Here is a 16,695-nt window from a genome sequence, read left to right as displayed (position 1 = left end):
GCGTCCAGCGATGACGCGGCTCGAGGAGTTGACGGACATTCTCTCGGAGACGGACTCGCTGGGGATCGTCTGCCACGACAACCCGGACCCGGATTCGATCGCGAGCGCGCTCGCCCTGGAACTGCTCGCGTCGGCCTGGGACGTCTCCGAGGTCGAGATCGTCTACGGCGGCTCGATCACCCACCAACAGAACCGGGCGTTCGTCAACCTGCTCGACCTGGACCTGCAACATCTCGACGACGTCGATCTCGACGCCTTCGAGCGGATCGCCTTCGTCGATCATTCGGTGCCCGGCGTCAACAACAGCGTCCCCGTCGGGACGAGGGTCGACATCGTCATCGACCACCACGACTATCCGGACCCGCTCGATGCGGACTACGAGGACGTTCGCGTGAACTGCGGCGCGACGTCGTCGATCCTCGTCGGCTACCTCGAAGAGAGCAACGTGGAGATCTCGGACTCGGTGGCGTCGGCGCTCCTGTTCGCGCTCCATCGCGAGCGGCTGGACTACGTCCGCCATCCGACCATCGACGAGTACCAGGCGGCGCTGACGGTCTTCCAGCGGGCCGACGTGCCGCTCGTCGAGGAGATGTACGGCTCGTCGTTCACGCCAGCGATGCTCGACGCCATCGGGACGGCGATCCAGAGCCGCAACGTCCGCGGGTCGAGCCTCGTCGCGACGGTCGGGCGGACGGGCGAGAGCGGGGCCATCCCCCAGGCGGCCGATTACCTCCTCAATCTGGAAGGGATCACGACGGTGCTGGTGTTCGGTCTCGTTTCCGACACCGTTCGGTTGAGCGCGCGGTCGATCGACACCCGCGTCGACATCGCAGACTCGCTCAGGGAGGCGTTCCAGGACGTCGGCCAGGTCGGCGGCCACAACGACATGGCCGGCGGCCAGATCCCGCTCGGACTGTTCGGGGACCGCGGCGAGGACGAACCGGAACTCCTGCCGCTGGTCTCTCGGCGCGTCACGAGCCGGTTCTTCGACGCGATGCACCTCGACGACGGGGAGTAGCGCGCCGCCTGGAGTCGTTGATCGCCAGTTGTCGTATCGTCCGCTGCCTGTCGTCAACTCCGTGGAACTGGTGGTCCGCTGGCAGCCATTCTGAACCTACTCGCTTCAGTCTCGTTTTCGATCACCACTGACCAGGCTCGTCCCACTCCCGTACTTCGTTCCCAGGCACTACACAGTCGTTCTCTCAGTGTCTTTATTGGTACAGAACGCGGTAGGCGAGGATATGAAAGCCACTCAACAACTTTGTCCTGCCCTCCTTTTCGCTCTCATTATCTCTGTGAGTTTCGCAGGGTGCCTCCACACTCCCGAAACCAATTTGACAATCTCTGACAGTGACACAACGGCAAGTCCGGTAGCGGATTCGACGCCTCATATACCGAACGCGACGGGACGGGCGCCCGCTGCGGAAAAACAGTACATCGTCGAGCGGCTACAGAACGCCTCGTGTCTCGACAGCTGGGGTGCATGGGGAGGGACGTACTCTAAATCGGCGACGATCACCGGCGGCACCGCCGATGGCGTCTACGTGAACGTTTCCCACCCATATTGGTACGGATTTGAGGAGGATTCGGTCGATGGCGGGACGGACGCACGGTACTTCGTTACGAACGAACGCGTACGACGAGTCCACGGTGATACTGTCTCCGCCCCTTGTTGATCTCTCCCACGGGACAAACAATCTGGGTCAAAAAAGCGCGGTTCACGCGACTGGGTGGAGCGAGGGTAACTCGACGATAAAAATGGTGGCTGTACTGACCACCTGCATCCGCGCGAACGGAGCGGGATCGAGGTCCCGCAGGCAGTCGGACGTAGTCCGACGACGCAGTGAGCGCGGTTCTCCGGACGCGAGGCAAAGCCGAGCGTCCGGCTTTTTTAGCGTAGATTTTTTGGACGGGGGTTGCGGGCCAGCGGCCCGCAACATTATAACGTGGCGGCGAAGCCGCCACGCGGTTCCCGCAGCGCGCCTGCGGCGCGCGAGGAAACCCCCGTCGAAAAAAGGTACTGACGAATCCGCCATGTTCAAGCACGGCGGCCGCGACGCCTGACACATGACACGCTCCGTGTGGTTGAAGGCCGACGACGAGGTCGGCGACTGGGAGGCTCGCAAACGCCGCATCACCGCCGGCCTGGAAGCCGGCGTCGACTGGGTGCTGGTCGACGACGACGACGTCGAGCGGGTCCGAGAGCTCGGTCAGGTCGACGTCGCCGCCTTCTCGAACGGCGACGTCCACGTCATGGAAGCCGAAGAAGACGAGATCGACGCCGACGCCATCATCGTCGGGAAGGACGGCGAGGGCGACGGGACCGTCGATCTCCCCACCGACTTCTCTGGCTCTGCGGATCTCTCGACGCTCCGGACCGACGGCGACGGCCTCCAGGGTGGGTACGTTCACATCCGCGACAAGGACTACGAGTCCTTCGCCGAAGAAGTCGCCGAGGAAGCCGACTTCACCATCGTCATCGGCGAGGACTGGAAGATCATTCCGCTGGAGAACCTGATCGCCCGCATCGGTACCGAGACCGACCTCATCGCTGGCGTCCAGGACGCCACCGAGGCGCGCACGGCCTTCGAGACGCTGGAACTCGGCGCCGACGGCGTCCTGCTCGACACGGACGACCCCGACGAGATCCGCAAAACCGTCGACGTGCGCGACGAGGTCCAGCGCGAGTCGCTTGATCTCCAGTGGGCCGAGGTCACGGACGTCGAACAGACCGGCTCGGCCGACCGCGTCTGCATCGACACGGGCAACCTGATGGAACACGAGGAGGGCATGCTCATCGGCTCGATGGCCCGCGGTCTCTTCTTCGTCCACGCCGAGACCGCCGAGTCGCCGTACGTCGCCTCGCGTCCCTTCCGCGTGAACGCCGGTGCCGTCCACGCGTACGTCCGGACGCCCGGCGGCGAGACGAAGTACCTCTCGGAACTCAAGAGCGGCGACGAGGTCCAGGTCGTCGATCTGGAGGGCAACACCCGCGAAGCCATCGTCGGCCGCGTCAAGATCGAAAAGCGCCCGATGTTCCGCGTGCAGGCCGAAACCGAGAACGGCGACCGCATCGAGACGCTCCTCCAGAACGCAGAAACCATCAAAGTCCCGACCAGCGAGGGTCGCAAAGCCGTCACCGACCTCGAAGCGGGCGATGAAGTGAAGATCTACTACGAGGACACGGCCCGGCACTTCGGCGAAGCCGTCGAAGAGTCGATCATCGAAAAGTAACCCCTCGCGGTTACGAGCGGACGGCCTTCACGACGCGAACAATTCTTTTCGGTTACCGCCACCCCTGAGTTTTTCCGCCTTCTCTTCCATTGGTAAGGTATGTCGGAACAGACTGAACGGTCGAAGCGCTCGGCACCGGACATCGCGGTGGATGCGGACTGGAACGCCCTTCTCCTGGGTGGGAACTGGGAATCGGCGGGGAATCGGGACACGATCTCGGTCAGCGATCCCTCCAAACGAGAACAGTGGGCAGAGGTACCCGCCGGGACCGTCGACGACGTGGACGCCGCCTTCGAGGCAGCGACACGCAGCCAGCCGGGCTGGGCCGAGAAGGACCCGAAACAGAAGGCGCTGGTCATCGACAAGGTGCTCGACGCCATCGACGAGCACGAGGACGCAATCATGGAGCTGCTCAAGACGGAATCGGGCAGCGGCCACATGAAAGCCCAGATGGAGATCAACACGGCCGAGGGCATCGTCTCCGAAGCGCGGAGCTTCCCGAACCGGATGTCCGGGGAGATCAAGGACTCGTTCATCGAGGGCAAGGAGAACCTCGTCAAGCAGGAACCGGCGGGCGTCGTGTCCGTCATCCCGCCGTGGAACTTCCCGTTCCACCTCTCGATCCGCGCCGTCGCGCCGGCCATCGCGACGGGTAACGCCGTCGTGCTCAAACCGGCCTCGGACACGCCGGTCACCAGCGGACTGCTCGTCGCCCGCCTGTTCGAGGAAGCCGGCCTCCCGCCGGGCCTCATCAACGTCGTCCCCGGCCACGGCTCGGAGATCGGCGACCGCGTCGCCGGCCACCCCGACACCGACGTGGTGGCCTTCACGGGCTCGACGGAGGTCGGTCGCCACGTCGCGAAACAAGCGGTCGACTCGCTCGCGTTCCCGGCGCTCGAACTCGGCGGGAACGGCCCGCAGGTCGTCCTCGAAGACGCGGACGTGGACAACGCCGCCTCCGCCGGCGCCTTCGGCACGTTCGCCCACCAGGGTCAGGTGTGTATCTCGATCAACCGCCACCTCGTCCACGAGTCGGTCTACGACGAGTACGTCGAGCAGTTGGTCCAGAAAGCCGAGATGGTCCCCACGGGCAGCGCCCACGACATGAGCACCCTCGTCGGCCCGATCATCAACGAGTCCCAGCGCGACCAGATTCTCGACTACATCGAGGAGACCGTCGAGCAGGGCGCGACGCTGGAAACCGGCGGCGATCACGACGGGCTCGTCGTCGAGCCGACGGTGCTCTCGGACGCGACGAACGACATGACTGCCTCCTGTAACGAGCACTTCGGCCCCGTCGCGCCCGTGATTCCGTTCTCGAACGACGAGGAAGCCATCGAGATGGCCAACGCGACCGAGTTCGGTCTCGCGGCGTCGGTGTTCTCTTCGGACCGGAACCGCGCGGAGGACGTCGCCGACGCCATCGAGGCGGGGATGGTCCACATCAACGACCAGCCGATCAACGACGAGGGCCACGTGCCGTTCGGCGGCATGAAATCGTCGGGAATGGGGCGCTACAACGGGGAGTACATCATGCGAGAGATGACAGAAACGAAGTGGATCTCCGTCCAGCGCGAACCGCGAAGCTTCCCGTTGTAATCCCACTTTTTTACGTCGGGGGTGTCCTCGGCCTTCGGCCTGCGGGCACCCCACGAAGCAAAAACCTGGACTAAAAAGGCGCGAGCGGCAAGCCGCTCGCGTGAACCGCCTCGCGCTTCGCGCTCGGCAGATACTAGATACTACAGCACCGGTACTGAGCAGTTGATTTCAATCCGTGCCGAAGGTCTGCGGACGGAATACAGAGCGATAGAATACAGCCAATCCCGCGACGACGGCTCCGAGCAGATAGACGAGTCCGAGAGCAGCAAAGAACGAGAATGTCCACTCATTGCACCCGTCATACCAAACGAGAACCCAATCCGAAACCCGAATTCCACGAAACGCTGGAGAACCGTACGTCTGGCAGAGTGCCAATTCTCGCGACCCTACCCATGGAGTGGTGATGAAACCGAGGACAAGAAATAATACACCCAGACCAGCGGATGCCTTACCGACACGTCTGATGTTCACAGACGAACACTCATTCCTTGCCGCAATGTCAGTTGCCCTTCTTTTCAGCGACGTCCAATAGTCTATCATCTACCGCTGACAGAAGTCCGGTGCTCACTACAGCCGGATACTAATTGATCACGTTCCAGTAACGCACTCACACCCGACTGGGTTCGTCCGATCCCTCGCTGTCGGCCGCGTCGAGTTCCGTCGTACACCAGTGGCAGAAATCGAGGTCGTCGTCGACGTCGCGACCGCAGTTGGGACAGCGCGCTCCGGCCTCGGTTCGTTCGCGCTGCTGGTTGCGCTGCGTGGCCATCCAGTAGGCGTCGACCATGCTCATGATCGTGATGGACGCGAGCGCCAGCACCGATTCCACCGGCAGCGCCCGAGACATCTGCATGAGCGAGTCCACGGTCACCGTCTCGGGGACGATCCCTTCGGGGACCATGAACGACGCCGTCGTCAGCACGAGCCCGAACCACAGCAGTGCTCGCAGCCACTCCCGCAGGTAGACGTGTCCGAGTCCCGGGTGGATGAACGCGAGCAGCGCAGCCAGCCATGGTCGCTTGCGTGCAGTCCCTTGCACTATGCGCGAAATCAGGAACGAGCCGTTGTTAAGCTTCCGTCTTCGTGACAGTCGCTGTCGAGACGCCGACGGTCTCGGTCCGACTGTGACGGATTACTCGCCGGGGCCGCCCTCGCCGGAGGCGAGGTCGGTGACCAGCCGGCGCAGCGTCGCCAGGTCGTACTGGCCGGGCGCGGTCGCGCTCTCGGGTTTCACCGGCGCGTAGCCGATCTTCGACCCGTACAGCGGTGCCACGGCGCGCGAGTGTCGGCCCGCCTCTCCCATGGCCATCGTCGCGACGCGGTCGCCACCAGCGTCGGAAGCGCGCGTCGCGGCGAGCAGTTCGAGCACGTCGTCGATCGTCTCGGCGGTTACCGCGAGCTTGCCGACGTCGCCGTGTTTGGCGGCCCGGTCGAGCAACTGCCGGAGCTTCGGCGGTTCCGGCGTTTTCTCGAAGTCGTGCGTCGAGACGATGACGTCGGCACCGTTGTCGTGGGCGTAGTTGACGACGTAGGCGGCGTCACCCTCCAGGATCGCCTCGAGTTCGACGTCGATCGCCTCGACGGCGTCGTGTTCGGCGGCGGTACACAGCGCCTCCGTCCGCGCCTCCTCGTCGGGGGCGTTACCGCCCTCCCACTCGACGCGGTTGGTCGCGATGATCGGTAACTCGCCGTCGTACTCCTCCAAGGCCGTCAGCGGCTCCTCGGCCATGTCCATGCGAAATTCGACGGCGTCGGCGTGGTCGCGTGCGGCTGGTTCGTCGCGCAGGTCGGCCGTCGCGGCGGCCAACACGAACGACTCGAAGTCCATATTGCCGCTTCCTTCGTGTATTATAAAAGAATATCTCTCTCGGTGGGACGGTTCGATCGCGCCCGATCAGTCCAGGACGGGTTCGTGCGTGACCTCGTACGTGGCGTCGACCGGCGAGTCGCCGTCGGTGACCGTCCGCTCCTGAACGTCCGCGACGGTGTAGAGGCGGATCTGCCGTTCCTGTTTGGTGACGACGGGCACGTCGTAGTGTGCGGCCTCGTAACTCGGTGGATTCCCTGCCTCCCGTCGCTCGGCGACGAACTCGCGGTGGCGGTCGAGACGGTCCTCGGTCTGTTCGTCGGCGAGCGTCGGCACGGTCTCGACGAGGTCGTCGAACGCGTCGCGGAAGCCGGGGTCGGTCTCGTAGCCGACGGAATCGCGGCCGGCGACCATCGCCGCGAGCGTCGTGGTGCCGGTGCCCCAGAACGGGTCGAGCACGGTCTCGCCGTACGCCGAGAACATGCGGATCAGCCGGAGCGGAATCTCCAGCGGGAAGGCCCCGGAGCGCTCCCGAGCATCGACGCCGTCGAGGTGCTGGTCCTCGCCGGGGACGTCCCAGAGGTCGGAGAACCACTCGTTGCGCTCCTCCCAGAAGTACGCGCTCTCGTAGCGCTGGTCGTCTCCGGGCGGAAAGCCGCGGGTGGACCCGTTGCGGAAGACCAGCACGTGCTCGTGTTCGAGCGTCGGATAGGCGTTCGGGGGGAGCATGCCCGAGCCCAGGAACTTGTTGGGGCTGTTGGTCGGCTTCCGCCAGAGGATGTCGGGGAGCGACCGCAGGCCCCGGTCGGTGAGCCGGTTCGTGATTTCGGCGTGGTTGGGGAACAGGCGGAACTCCCCGTCGACCGTCCGCGTAGCGTCACCGACGTTGAGACAGAGGACGCCACCGGGGGCGAGGACGCGGACGACTTCGGCCCAGACCTCGTCCAGCACGTCGTGCATCAACTCGAAGGCGCGATCGCCGTCGCCGGCGTCCAGCGCGTCACCGATGGCAGGGTCCAGGTCGGCGAAGGTGTCATCCCACATCTCGATGAGGGGGTAGGGCGGCGAGGTGACGACGAGTTCCACCGCGTCGTCGTCGATCGCACCCATCGACCGCGCGTCCCCGACGACGACCCTGTGTTCGGTCTCCATGCCCGTCCCCACGGACGGCCCCCTTTCGACTCTTGTGGTCGGACGCGGGACGAACAGAGAGAAACAGCCCGGCTCAAACGGTGTCGGCGCGGAGTTCCTCGACGATGCGCTTGAGTTCCTCGACGCGCTCGACCTGCTCGTCGTTGGTGTCGGAGATGTTGTCGATCTCGGTGGCGACGCGGTCCGCGCTCTCGGCGACCTCGTCGATCATGCTGGCGACTTCCTCCGTCGAGGCGGCCTGTTCGTCGGTCGCGTCGGCGACTTCCTGTGCGCCCTGGGCGGCCTCCTGGACGGCGTCGTCGATGAGCTTGAGCGTGTTGACTGCGCCTTCGACCTGCTCGATCCCGGTATCGACCTGATCGTTGGCCTCGTCGATGCTCTCGACCGTGTTCTCGGTGTCGGCTTTGATCTCGGCGACCATCTCCTCGATCTCGGCGGCGTTCTCCCTGGACTCTTCGGCCAGCGCTTTGACTTCGTCGGCGACGACGGCGAACCCTTCGCCGGCTTCCCCGGCGCGAGCGGCCTCGATCGAGGCGTTCAGCGCGAGCAGGTTCGTCTGGTCGGCGATCTCGTTAATGACCTCGACGATCTCGTCGATCTCGTCGATCCGGCCTCGTAGCTGGTCGACGTCCCCGGCGACATCCGTGGTGGCCTGGTCGACGTTCTCCATGGCCTGGATGGCGTCGTCTGCCGACTCGCGACCCTCGTCGGCGAGCTCTCGGGCCTGGTCGCTGACGGCCTTGACCTCGCTGGCGCTAGACGCGACTTCCTCGACGGTCGCAGAGAGGTTCGACACTTCGCTAGATACGTCTCGCATCCGCTCGGACTGTTCGTTGGCGAGCGAACTGATCTCGTCAGAACTGCCGGAGACCTCCTCGGTCGCCGCCAGCAACTCGTCGATGGCAGCGCCGAGTTCCTCGGCGGTGTACTCGCCGGCCGACTCGGCGAGCCCCGTGTTACCCGTTCCTGAAGTCATTGGTATCGCCACAGGCGACTGCCCGTAAATTAAGACTACCCCCGCAATTCTCAAAAGCGATTCTCGACCGGGTGTGGCCCCCGTATTCGGGCGATGCGACTCGTTACCAATCGGGGGCGTTCCGCGACGTTGGCGTCGCGTTCGAGCGCCGTTCGCAGAAACAGTCGACCGGTCAGGCCATCGGGAGGTCCTGCTCCGCTTCGAGCAGTTCGTGATAGCGGTTGCGGATGGTGACCTCACTGATGTCTGCGACTTCGCTGACAGCGGCCTGCGTGGTCTTCTCGTTGGTCAGCAGTGCGGCGGCGTAGACGGCGGCGGCCGCGAGGCCGACGGGTGACTTGCCGCTGTGGACGCCCTGCTTTTTCGCGTTCTGGAGGAGCTGGCGAGCGCGGTGTTCCGCCTCGTCGGAGAGTTCGAGCGAGGAGGCGAATCGCGGGACGTAGCTCTCGGGGTCGGCCGGCTTCACTTCGAGGCCGAGTTCGCGGACGACGTAGCGGTACGTGCGGGCGATCTCGCTTTTCTCGACGCGGGAAACGTCGGTGATCTCGTCGAGGCTCCGGGGGACGCCTGCCTGCCGTGCAGCCGCGTACACCGAGGACGTGGCGACGCCCTCGATCGACCGTCCGGGGAGCAGGTCCTCGTCGAGTGCTCGTCGATAGATGACGGAGGCGGTTTCTCGAACGTTCTCGGGGAGACCGAGCGCTGAGGCCATGCGGTCGATCTCGCCGAGGGCCTGCTTGAGGTTGCGTTCTTTGGAGTCGCGGGTGCGGAAGCGCTCGTTCCACTTCCGAAGGCGCTGCATCTTCTGGCGCTGTCGGGAGCCCAGCGAGTTGCCGTAGGCGTCCTTGTCGCGCCAGTCGATGTTGGTCGAGAGCCCCTTGTCGTGCATCATGTTGGTGGTCGGGGCACCGACCCGGGACTTCTCGTCTTTCTCACTGGCGTCGAACGCACGCCACTCCGGCCCGCGGTCGATCTCGTTTTCGTCGACGACGAGCCCGCAGTCTTCACAGACCGTCTCGCCGTGCTCGTTGTCCATGACGAGGCTTCCCCCACACTCCGGACAGTCGAGCTGCTCGCTTTCGTCCTCTTCTTCTCGTTCACTGCTCTCTACCGCCGTACGCGTGCGTGTTCTCTGGTTCTCGCTCATTGTGGCAAGGCGAATGCTATCCGGGCAGGAAACGTCCTGAAAAACCCCGGACGGTTGTCGGTAAAAAACTGATTAGAGCGAAAGTTATTTAAATATTTCGGCTCGCTGCTGCGGGGGACGCGCACACCCGCTATACCGCCCGTTTCTGCGAACGGTGGTTAATGATTAATATAGTGTGAATCGATGGCAAGCCACAAGTCTAGTTCAGACAATGGTCCGGTATGCACGTTGCGGTAGGGAGCGAGAATCCGGTGAAGGTCGCGGCGACCGAACGGGCGCTGGCCGACTACGACGCCGTCGTCGATCCGGTCGCCGTCGACTCGGACGTGCCCGAACAGCCGCGCGGCCACGCTCAGACGATCGCAGGAGCCCAGAACCGCGCCGAGAGCGCGCTGGCGTTCGGCCCCGAAGTCGACCTCGGAATCGGCATCGAGGGTGGCGTGGCGGAACTCCGCCGCGAAGGCACCGGCGACCGCGAGTGGGCGTCCGACATCGCCCCAATCGCTGACTCGTCGGACCTGTATCTCGTCATGTGGGCTGCCGTCTCCGACGGGACGCGGACGACGCGCGGAAGCGGTCCCAGCATTCGACTCCCCGAGACCGTCGCCGCCCGCGTCCGTGACGGGGAGGAACTCGGGCCCGTGTTCGACGACTTGCTCGGCACCGACGACCTCGGTGAGAAGCAGGGCGCGGCCGGCGTACTCTCGGACGGCATCATCGACCGGGAATCGTCCCTGGTCCACGCGGTCGCGGCCGCGCTCGGCCCGTTCGTCACCGACCTCTACTAATTCGAATCGACGGCTGCGTCGGCTTCGCCGTCGACCTCCCGACTCTCTTCTACAGCGGTGGTGAGCGAGACGTTGAGCCAGCCCATCGAGGCGACGCCGCCGGCGATCGTGACGACGTTCTTGACGGCGTGATCGACGATCGCCGCACCGATGGCGACGCTCCACGTGACCGGCGTCAGTGCGACGACCAGCAGGGAAAACGCCCCCTCGTAGAGGCCGATACCGCCCGGGGACAGCGGCAGGACCTTCGCGAGGTTGCCCACGCTCACGGCGAAGAAGCCGACTGCCAGGAGCGTGCCTAGCGAGAGGTTCACCTCGAACGCGGCGAACACCAGGACGGCGGTGATGACGTCCAGCGTCCAGATGAGGAGACTACTCGCCCCGACTCGGGCGAACGCTGCGGGCCGGCTCGCCACGCGCTGGATGTCGCCGGTGAAGGTTTCGAGGACGCTTGCCACGTAATCGGCGTACGAATCGTTCGAGAGTCGCTGGACGGCGCTCCTGACGAAGTTGCGGTCGCTCCGAGCGCTCGCCACGATGACTGCCGTGACGGCGAGCGCCGCTGCCCCGACCGCCATGGCCACGTACACGGCGACACGGCCGCTCTCACGAGCGCCGGTCAACTCGGCCGCAAGCGTCGAGAGACTCGCTGGATCGAAGATCGCGTACCCGACGAGCACGGCCCCTGCCAGGGCAGTGATCGTCAACAGGTCGAACACGCGTTCGACGGCCAGTGACGCGAATCCGGAGGGATACGGGATGCCACGGCGAGCCTTTACGACGTACGCACGGACCGCGTCACCGGCCCGTGCCGGGAACACGAGGTTCCCCGTCTGGCTAATGAACACCGCCCCCGTGAGGAAACCGACGCGCTCTGTATACCCTAACTCCGCCAGGATGTCCCGGTAGCGGGCCCCGCGGAGCGGCCACGAAACGACGTACACCAGTGCGGCGGCGACGACGAGCGCGGGATTCGAGCTCCAGGCTGCGCCCATCTCGTCGATGACCGCCGTCGGGTCGAGATACACCGTCATCAGCGCCAGCGCGACCACCACCAGCAGCGTCCCGGCGGTCAGGGTCACCCGGCGGGTGATGAGCGGGCTGACGATCAGTTGCCACCAGGTCCGGAGGATCTGGCTCCCCATCCCGAACACGTCCCGGACCAGGTCGACCTTCGAGTCGCCCTTGGGCGTCCACTCGACGGGGAACTCCTTGACGCGGTAGCCGTCCTTCTGCGCGCGGACGAGGACTTCCGTGTCCCAGAACCAGTGTTCGTCTTCGACGTCCCCGATGAGGGCGAAGAGCGCCTCGCGGTCGAACGCCTTGAACCCACACTGGTGGTCGAGCAGTTCCGAGCGCAGGAACAGTCGAACGAGGCCGTTGTAGCCACGGCTCGGAATCCCGCGTTTCGCGGGGCGGTCGGCCTGCTGGCCGGGCACCCAGCGGGAGCCGGTGGCGAAGTCGTACCCGTCGGAGCGGATGCTCTCGACGAGTTCTTCGAGGTGTTTCATGTCCGTCGCGAGGTCGGTGTCGAAGTACACCAGCGTCTCGCCGTCGGCGGCGCGGAAGGCGTACTCAAGTGCGCCGCCGCGGCCCAGACGCTCGTCGCTGTGGACGTGCCTGATGCGGTCGTCGTCGTCGGCGAGTCGGCTGGCGATCGCCGGCGTTCGGTCTTCGCAGCCGTCCTCGGCGACGATGACCTCGTAGCTGTGTGCGGGGAGGAACTCGGCGAGCGTCTCGAGGGTGACCGTCACGGTCTCCTCGATGGTGTCGGCCTCGTTGTAGGCCGGGAGGACGACGCTCACCTCGACGCCCTGGGTCATTGCCCGACTGTTTCGGTAGGGTGCAAAAGTACCTTCTGTTCGCTACAGCGTCGACTGTTCCCTTCCCGACGTGTTTCTGATCGGGCGAACAGTGGCTGCGGTGACGACTACTCGCGGTCGCCGATGTTCTTGACCAGCACCGACTGGTCGGACTCGCGCAGCACGTTTTCGGTGACGCTGCCGAGCAACACCTTGTCGATCCCCGTCTGGCCGTGGGTCCCCATGACGACGAGGTCGACGTCGTTGGTCTCGGCGTAGTCGAGGATCTCCTTGTGCGGCGTCCCGGTCTCGACGGCGGTGACGGCGTCGAGGCCGGCGTCGGCTGCCCGGTCGGCGATCGCGTCGACTGCTCGCTTGCCTTCGCCTTCGAGCGCCTCCTCGACGGTGGCCCACTTTCCGTCCGGCAGCGTCGGGTAGTTCGTCGTGTCCACCACGTAGAGCGCGTGAACGGTCGCGTCGGTCAGCGCTGCCAGTTCGATGGCTTCGCTGATGGCTTCCTCGGCTCCGGGGCTGGCGTCTGTCGGGATGAGAATGTCGTCGTACATGGGTCGTTCACCTGCCGTGTTTGCAAGCCACGCACTTGACCTGTCGGGTCGCTCCCACCGGACGAGAACCGCCGAAGGTTTTTCACATGCGGGCAGCGCATTCTGGAGTATGAACGAGGCGTTCGTTCAGTTGCGCTGTCCCGAGTGTACCAAAGACTGGGAGGCAAAACCCATGGACTTGCCGGCGCGGAGCGAGTCGTTCACGTGCCCGGACTGTGGCGAACAGCGCCCCACCGCCGAGTTCATGCGAACCGACCGCGACCTCGAAGTCCTCAAAGAGTTCCAGAGCTAGTCCGCCCGTTCGGACTGGCTGACGGTTGCGAACTCACTCACGTCGATTTCTCCGACCTCGCTGACTGCCTCGTAGGGCCGATTGACGACGATGTTCCCCGCCGTCTGCTTCCCGATCCCCGGAATCGCCTGGAGTTCGTCCATCGACGCCGCGTTGATGTCGAGCGGATAGGGAACCCCCGACACGGAGCGATAGCCGTGGTCGGTGACCGCCACGTCCAGCGTCTGGCCGAGTTCGTGCTCGCCGGGAATGCCCACCAGCAGCGGATACGTCCCGAGTTGCCGACCGAAGGTCGTCCCGTCCTGGTGGTATTCGAGGTGGACGTTCGGGAGGACCGTCCCCGGGGGCGCGACTCGCTGGAGCATCGGGTTGTCGATGGTCTCGCGAATCTCGCGCTTGTAGGCCTTGAACTGGTTTTTGTGCTCCTTGGCGATGTCCGCGCCGGTGTCCGACATGTCCGTCCCGGCGAAGGCCATGACCTGGCGGATGTTCACCCGCCGGAGCATCAGCCCCTCGTCGTACACCCGCTGGAGGAACTGCTTGTTGTGCTCGTAGGTTTCCGGCCGCTCGCCCATCAGCCCGTGGACGAGGTTGATCCCCGGCAGGATCTTCGGCAGCCGCCGGGCTGCGTCCTCGCCGTGATTCGGCGCGGTGTCCTTGTCACCGCCGGGTCGCCAGCCGCCCTCCTCGTTGACGATCTTGACCGCCTGGAAACACTCCTCGGCGGAGACGTTGAGGTTGTTCTCCTCCTGGACGAGGGGATCGGCCGACTCGAGGCCGAACGCGGCCGTGTCGCCGGGCGTGTTGTGCTCGGCGATGACCCGGATGCCCTCCCGGGAGAGCTCCGGCCACTCGACGATGGTGATGGGATTCATGTTGTCGAGGTGGAGCGTCTCCAGGTCGGGCGCCACCTCGCGGATGCCGCCGTAGAGGTCCCGCAACGCGTCGGGGTTCGGTTTCTCGCCGTCGCCGCCGTAGGCGAGGATGTCGGCCTGGCGACCGAGGCGGAAGTGCCGCGCACCGCGCTCGTAGAGGGCTTCGACCTCGCCGACGACGGTGTCGGTGGGGCGGAAGGAGGGGTCGCCGTACAGCGGCTCCGTGCAGAACGAACACCGGTACGGACAGCCCCGCGAGGTCTCCATCTCGCAGATGAGGTAGTCGGGGTGGTTGGGGTGCTGTTCGATGATGAACGCGCCCTCACGAGCCCACCGGGCGATCTCCTCGTTGTCGCGCATCCGGTTGCCGAACCCTTCCATGCCGCCGTGGACCAGGTCGTAGGCGGCGGCTTCCACGTCGCCTTTCGCGACGAAGTCGTAGTCCAGGTCGTCGCGTTCCATGTCCTGCGCGCCGGCGTTCTCCTCGCCGACGCCGAAGCGGACGGGGCCGCCCATCAACGACGTGCCTTCGGCGGTCCAGGCCATCCGGCGGACCTCGTCGGGCTCGGCCGGGGTGCCCCCGACGTAGTTCCCGGGGACGGTCATGCCGCCGACGTAGACGAACAGGTCGGCCTCTTCGACGTCCTGCCAGCGGCTGCTGTCGTCGCGGAGCGCGTCGATGGTGTGGTAGGTGATCTGTTCTGGCGGGACGCCCGCATCGACCAGCGCACCGGCGGTGTAGCGAGGGTAGGTGGAGACGTAGGGAGGAACGCCGAAGTGAGCCGGCTCGTCGACGTAGCCGTCCACGATGGTCACGTCGAGGGTTGCCGGGTCTGTCATGGACGCCGCTTGTCTCTCGACGAGTAAAACGATGTGGATGTGCGGGCTCGGCGGCCGAGATACCATCTCGCACACAGTCCGGAACCACCACTACGGGACTCAGCGCCGTCCCTAGAGACGATGGCAATCGACATCGCGTGCGGGATGGAGGTCGACCCCGAGGATCCCGGCGCCGTCACTGAGATCGACGGCGTGGAGTACTACTTCTGCTCGGAAGGTTGTAAGGAGCAGTTCCAGGCCGACCCGCAGAAGTTCCTGGCCGCGGCGTTCCCGTTTCTCAACGAAATCGAGGACATGCAGACCCCGCGGCTGCCCTACGGCGGGGTCCGGGGCGAGTTCGAACTCTCGGTCGCCGACGAGGAACAGTTGGGCGTCGGCGACGAAGTCTCCCTGACGCGATCGCTCACCGACGACGAGGTCCGTCAGTTCGCCCGCATCACGAGCGACACCAACGCGCTCCACCTCAACGACGAGTTCGCCGAGCGCACGCGGTTCGGCCGGCGCATCGCCCACGGGACGCTCGTTTCCGGTCTCATCAGCGCGGCGCTGGCGGCGTTCCCTGGAATGACGATCTACCTCAGCCAGGAACTGGAGTTCGTCGCGCCCGCGGACGTCGGCGACACGTTCACCGCCCGGTGTCGGATCGTCGATCGACTCGCTAACGACCGGTTCCGCGTCGCGACCCACGTCGAGAACCAGGACGACGACATCGTCATTCAGGGGACGGCGACCATCCTCATCGACGACCTGCCGCACCTCCACTGACTACACGTAGATGTGACCCTCGACGGGATCGTACGCCCGGTCCGGCTCGAAGTCGGCTTCACGGGCGCGATGGGTCGCGAGCGCCGCCACGACCGCATCGAGCGCGTCGCCGCCCGCGTCGTCGATCAGTTGGCCGCGGACGTCGGCGGCGAACTCGATCGCAGTCGCCGCTTCGAGGCCGTCGACGATCTCTTCGCGACGTTCCCGCGCTGGCCCGTCGTCGTCCTTGTACTCGCGGGCGGGGAGCGAACAGGTCGCGAGGGTGGCTGCCGGATACACCTCACAGAGCTGGGTCGCGTCGGGCGTCGCGTCCGCCGGGGACTGCATCGGCCGAACGCAGACGTCGTCGGTCCGGGCCAATGGTGCGAGAACGTCCCGGATGCCGTGGAACGTCTGGCTGGCCACGAGCCAGTGGTACGGCGACTGCGCCCCCACGGGGCCGTCGGTTTCCCGGAGCAGGTACGTCCGGTCGCTCCCCGTCTGCTCGGCACGGGAGACGCACGCCTCCTCGAAGCCGTCGACGTCTGTCGCGGCGGTCGCGACCCACTCCAGGGAGTCCTCCCAGGTGTCGCGGCCGTGGACCGGTGCCGGGACGCCGAACGAGACGTCCAGTCCGACGACCGAGGCGTCGCGGAGGAACGCACACAGGCGGCCGAGACATGGCGCGCGCTCGGCGACGCCGAAGCGGTCGGCGGCCGACGCGCAACTCTCCACGCGAAGGCTGTCGCCGTCGACGGTCGCCTCGGCGAGCCAGATGCCGTGGCCGGCCTGGCGAGCGCCGCTGAAGTCGATGCCGTGGAGGGTCGCTGTCACGGTCGAGGAGAGGGCAGCGAGAGAGAAAAAGCCGGGGCA

15 protein-coding genes are annotated in these 16,695 nt (G+C 65.6%); 6 read left to right on the top strand and 9 right to left on the bottom strand.

What is annotated here, in order from left to right; translation table 11 throughout:
• The first annotated feature begins 10 nt into the window (after positions 1–10).
• From MU553_RS03720 to MU553_RS03710, 3 genes are all read left to right on the top strand, one after another.
• Positions 11–1,018, top strand: a complete 1,008-nt coding sequence (locus tag MU553_RS03720; RefSeq protein WP_247375767.1) for a DHH family phosphoesterase — start codon at positions 11–13, stop codon at positions 1,016–1,018.
• A 1,049-nt stretch (positions 1,019–2,067) separates the two neighbouring features.
• Positions 2,068–3,234 carry a 3-dehydroquinate synthase II gene (locus MU553_RS03715; protein ID WP_247375765.1) on the top strand — a complete coding sequence of 389 codons (1,167 nt, stop codon included), beginning with the start codon at positions 2,068–2,070 and terminating at the stop codon, positions 3,232–3,234.
• Positions 3,235–3,333: 99 nt separating this feature from the next.
• Positions 3,334–4,833: an aldehyde dehydrogenase family protein gene (locus MU553_RS03710; protein ID WP_247375763.1), complete on the top strand. Its 1,500-nt coding sequence runs from the start codon at positions 3,334–3,336 to the stop codon at positions 4,831–4,833.
• A gap of 607 nt (positions 4,834–5,440) precedes the next feature.
• On the opposite strand, the gene MU553_RS03705 is transcribed toward MU553_RS03710, so the two are convergent.
• From MU553_RS03705 to MU553_RS03685, 5 genes are all read right to left on the bottom strand, one after another.
• Entirely contained in the window at positions 5,441–5,872 is a 432-nt protein-coding gene (locus tag MU553_RS03705; RefSeq protein WP_247375762.1) for a DUF6677 family protein, read from the bottom strand.
• A 93-nt stretch (positions 5,873–5,965) separates the two neighbouring features.
• Complete coding sequence (locus MU553_RS03700; RefSeq protein WP_247375760.1) at positions 5,966–6,661, bottom strand: type I 3-dehydroquinate dehydratase; 696 nt, start codon at positions 6,659–6,661, stop codon at positions 5,966–5,968.
• 66 nt (positions 6,662–6,727) lie between these two features.
• Positions 6,728–7,792 (bottom strand): DNA-methyltransferase, encoded by a 1,065-nt coding sequence (locus tag MU553_RS03695; protein ID WP_247375758.1) that lies wholly within the window; start codon positions 7,790–7,792, stop codon positions 6,728–6,730.
• Positions 7,793–7,865: 73 nt separating this feature from the next.
• Positions 7,866–8,768 carry a methyl-accepting chemotaxis protein gene (locus MU553_RS03690; RefSeq protein WP_247375756.1) on the bottom strand — a complete coding sequence of 301 codons (903 nt, stop codon included), beginning with the start codon at positions 8,766–8,768 and terminating at the stop codon, positions 7,866–7,868.
• A 172-nt stretch (positions 8,769–8,940) separates the two neighbouring features.
• Positions 8,941–9,915 (bottom strand): transcription initiation factor IIB, encoded by a 975-nt coding sequence (locus MU553_RS03685; protein WP_247375754.1) that lies wholly within the window; start codon positions 9,913–9,915, stop codon positions 8,941–8,943.
• A gap of 221 nt (positions 9,916–10,136) precedes the next feature.
• Here MU553_RS03685 and MU553_RS03680 point away from each other — a divergent pair, with 221 nt between their 5' ends.
• A complete protein-coding gene (locus tag MU553_RS03680; RefSeq protein WP_247375752.1) occupies positions 10,137–10,703 on the top strand; it encodes a DUF84 family protein in 567 nt (188 codons plus the stop codon).
• Here MU553_RS03680 and MU553_RS03675 read toward each other — a convergent pair.
• Positions 10,700–12,526 carry a flippase-like domain-containing protein gene (locus MU553_RS03675; protein ID WP_247375750.1) on the bottom strand — a complete coding sequence of 609 codons (1,827 nt, stop codon included), beginning with the start codon at positions 12,524–12,526 and terminating at the stop codon, positions 10,700–10,702. The two genes, MU553_RS03680 and MU553_RS03675, sit on opposite strands and share 4 nt — an antisense overlap.
• Positions 12,527–12,633: 107 nt before the next feature.
• On the bottom strand, positions 12,634–13,071 hold the full coding sequence (locus tag MU553_RS03670) for a universal stress protein (protein WP_247375748.1): 438 nt from the start codon (positions 13,069–13,071) through the stop codon (positions 12,634–12,636).
• Positions 13,072–13,180: 109 nt separating this feature from the next.
• On the opposite strand from MU553_RS03670, the gene MU553_RS03665 reads away from it, so the two are divergent.
• A complete protein-coding gene (locus MU553_RS03665) occupies positions 13,181–13,363 on the top strand; it encodes a DUF7836 family putative zinc-binding protein (protein WP_247375746.1) in 183 nt (60 codons plus the stop codon).
• On the opposite strand, the gene MU553_RS03660 is transcribed toward MU553_RS03665, so the two are convergent.
• Positions 13,360–15,078, bottom strand: coding sequence for a radical SAM protein (locus tag MU553_RS03660; protein ID WP_247375744.1), 1,719 nt, complete (start codon positions 15,076–15,078; stop codon positions 13,360–13,362). The genes MU553_RS03665 and MU553_RS03660 overlap by 4 nt on opposite strands.
• Positions 15,079–15,198: 120 nt before the next feature.
• Here MU553_RS03660 and MU553_RS03655 point away from each other — a divergent pair, with 120 nt between their 5' ends.
• Positions 15,199–15,843, top strand: coding sequence for a MaoC/PaaZ C-terminal domain-containing protein (locus MU553_RS03655; protein WP_247375742.1), 645 nt, complete (start codon positions 15,199–15,201; stop codon positions 15,841–15,843).
• Here the strand turns inward: MU553_RS03655 and MU553_RS03650 are convergent, their stop codons facing one another.
• Entirely contained in the window at positions 15,844–16,656 is an 813-nt protein-coding gene (locus MU553_RS03650; protein ID WP_247375740.1) for a DUF429 domain-containing protein, read from the bottom strand.
• Positions 16,657–16,695 lie beyond the last annotated feature (39 nt).

The sequence above is a fragment of the Halorientalis brevis genome, from assembly GCF_023077655.1.
The sequence above is the reverse complement of the archived record's forward strand: the minus strand, read 5'-3'. Positions and strand labels throughout refer to the sequence as shown.

What these genes read in the sequence shown, in the direction of transcription:
- MU553_RS03655 (WP_247375742.1), top strand. Translation starts at nt 15,199, where the DNA reads ATGGCAATCGACATCGCGTGCGGGATGGAGGTCGACCCCGAGGATCCC.
- MU553_RS03720 (WP_247375767.1), top strand. Translation starts at nt 11, where the DNA reads ATGACGCGGCTCGAGGAGTTGACGGACATTCTCTCGGAGACGGACTCG.
- MU553_RS03665 (WP_247375746.1), top strand. Translation starts at nt 13,181, where the DNA reads ATGAACGAGGCGTTCGTTCAGTTGCGCTGTCCCGAGTGTACCAAAGAC.
- MU553_RS03710 (WP_247375763.1), top strand. Translation starts at nt 3,334, where the DNA reads ATGTCGGAACAGACTGAACGGTCGAAGCGCTCGGCACCGGACATCGCG.
- MU553_RS03685 (WP_247375754.1), bottom strand. Translation starts at nt 9,915, where the DNA reads ATGAGCGAGAACCAGAGAACACGCACGCGTACGGCGGTAGAGAGCAGT.
- MU553_RS03695 (WP_247375758.1), bottom strand. Translation starts at nt 7,792, where the DNA reads ATGGAGACCGAACACAGGGTCGTCGTCGGGGACGCGCGGTCGATGGGT.
- MU553_RS03715 (WP_247375765.1), top strand. Translation starts at nt 2,068, where the DNA reads ATGACACGCTCCGTGTGGTTGAAGGCCGACGACGAGGTCGGCGACTGG.
- MU553_RS03660 (WP_247375744.1), bottom strand. Translation starts at nt 15,078, where the DNA reads ATGACAGACCCGGCAACCCTCGACGTGACCATCGTGGACGGCTACGTC.
- MU553_RS03670 (WP_247375748.1), bottom strand. Translation starts at nt 13,071, where the DNA reads ATGTACGACGACATTCTCATCCCGACAGACGCCAGCCCCGGAGCCGAG.
- MU553_RS03700 (WP_247375760.1), bottom strand. Translation starts at nt 6,661, where the DNA reads ATGGACTTCGAGTCGTTCGTGTTGGCCGCCGCGACGGCCGACCTGCGC.
- MU553_RS03675 (WP_247375750.1), bottom strand. Translation starts at nt 12,526, where the DNA reads ATGACCCAGGGCGTCGAGGTGAGCGTCGTCCTCCCGGCCTACAACGAG.
- MU553_RS03690 (WP_247375756.1), bottom strand. Translation starts at nt 8,768, where the DNA reads ATGACTTCAGGAACGGGTAACACGGGGCTCGCCGAGTCGGCCGGCGAG.
- MU553_RS03680 (WP_247375752.1), top strand. Translation starts at nt 10,137, where the DNA reads ATGCACGTTGCGGTAGGGAGCGAGAATCCGGTGAAGGTCGCGGCGACC.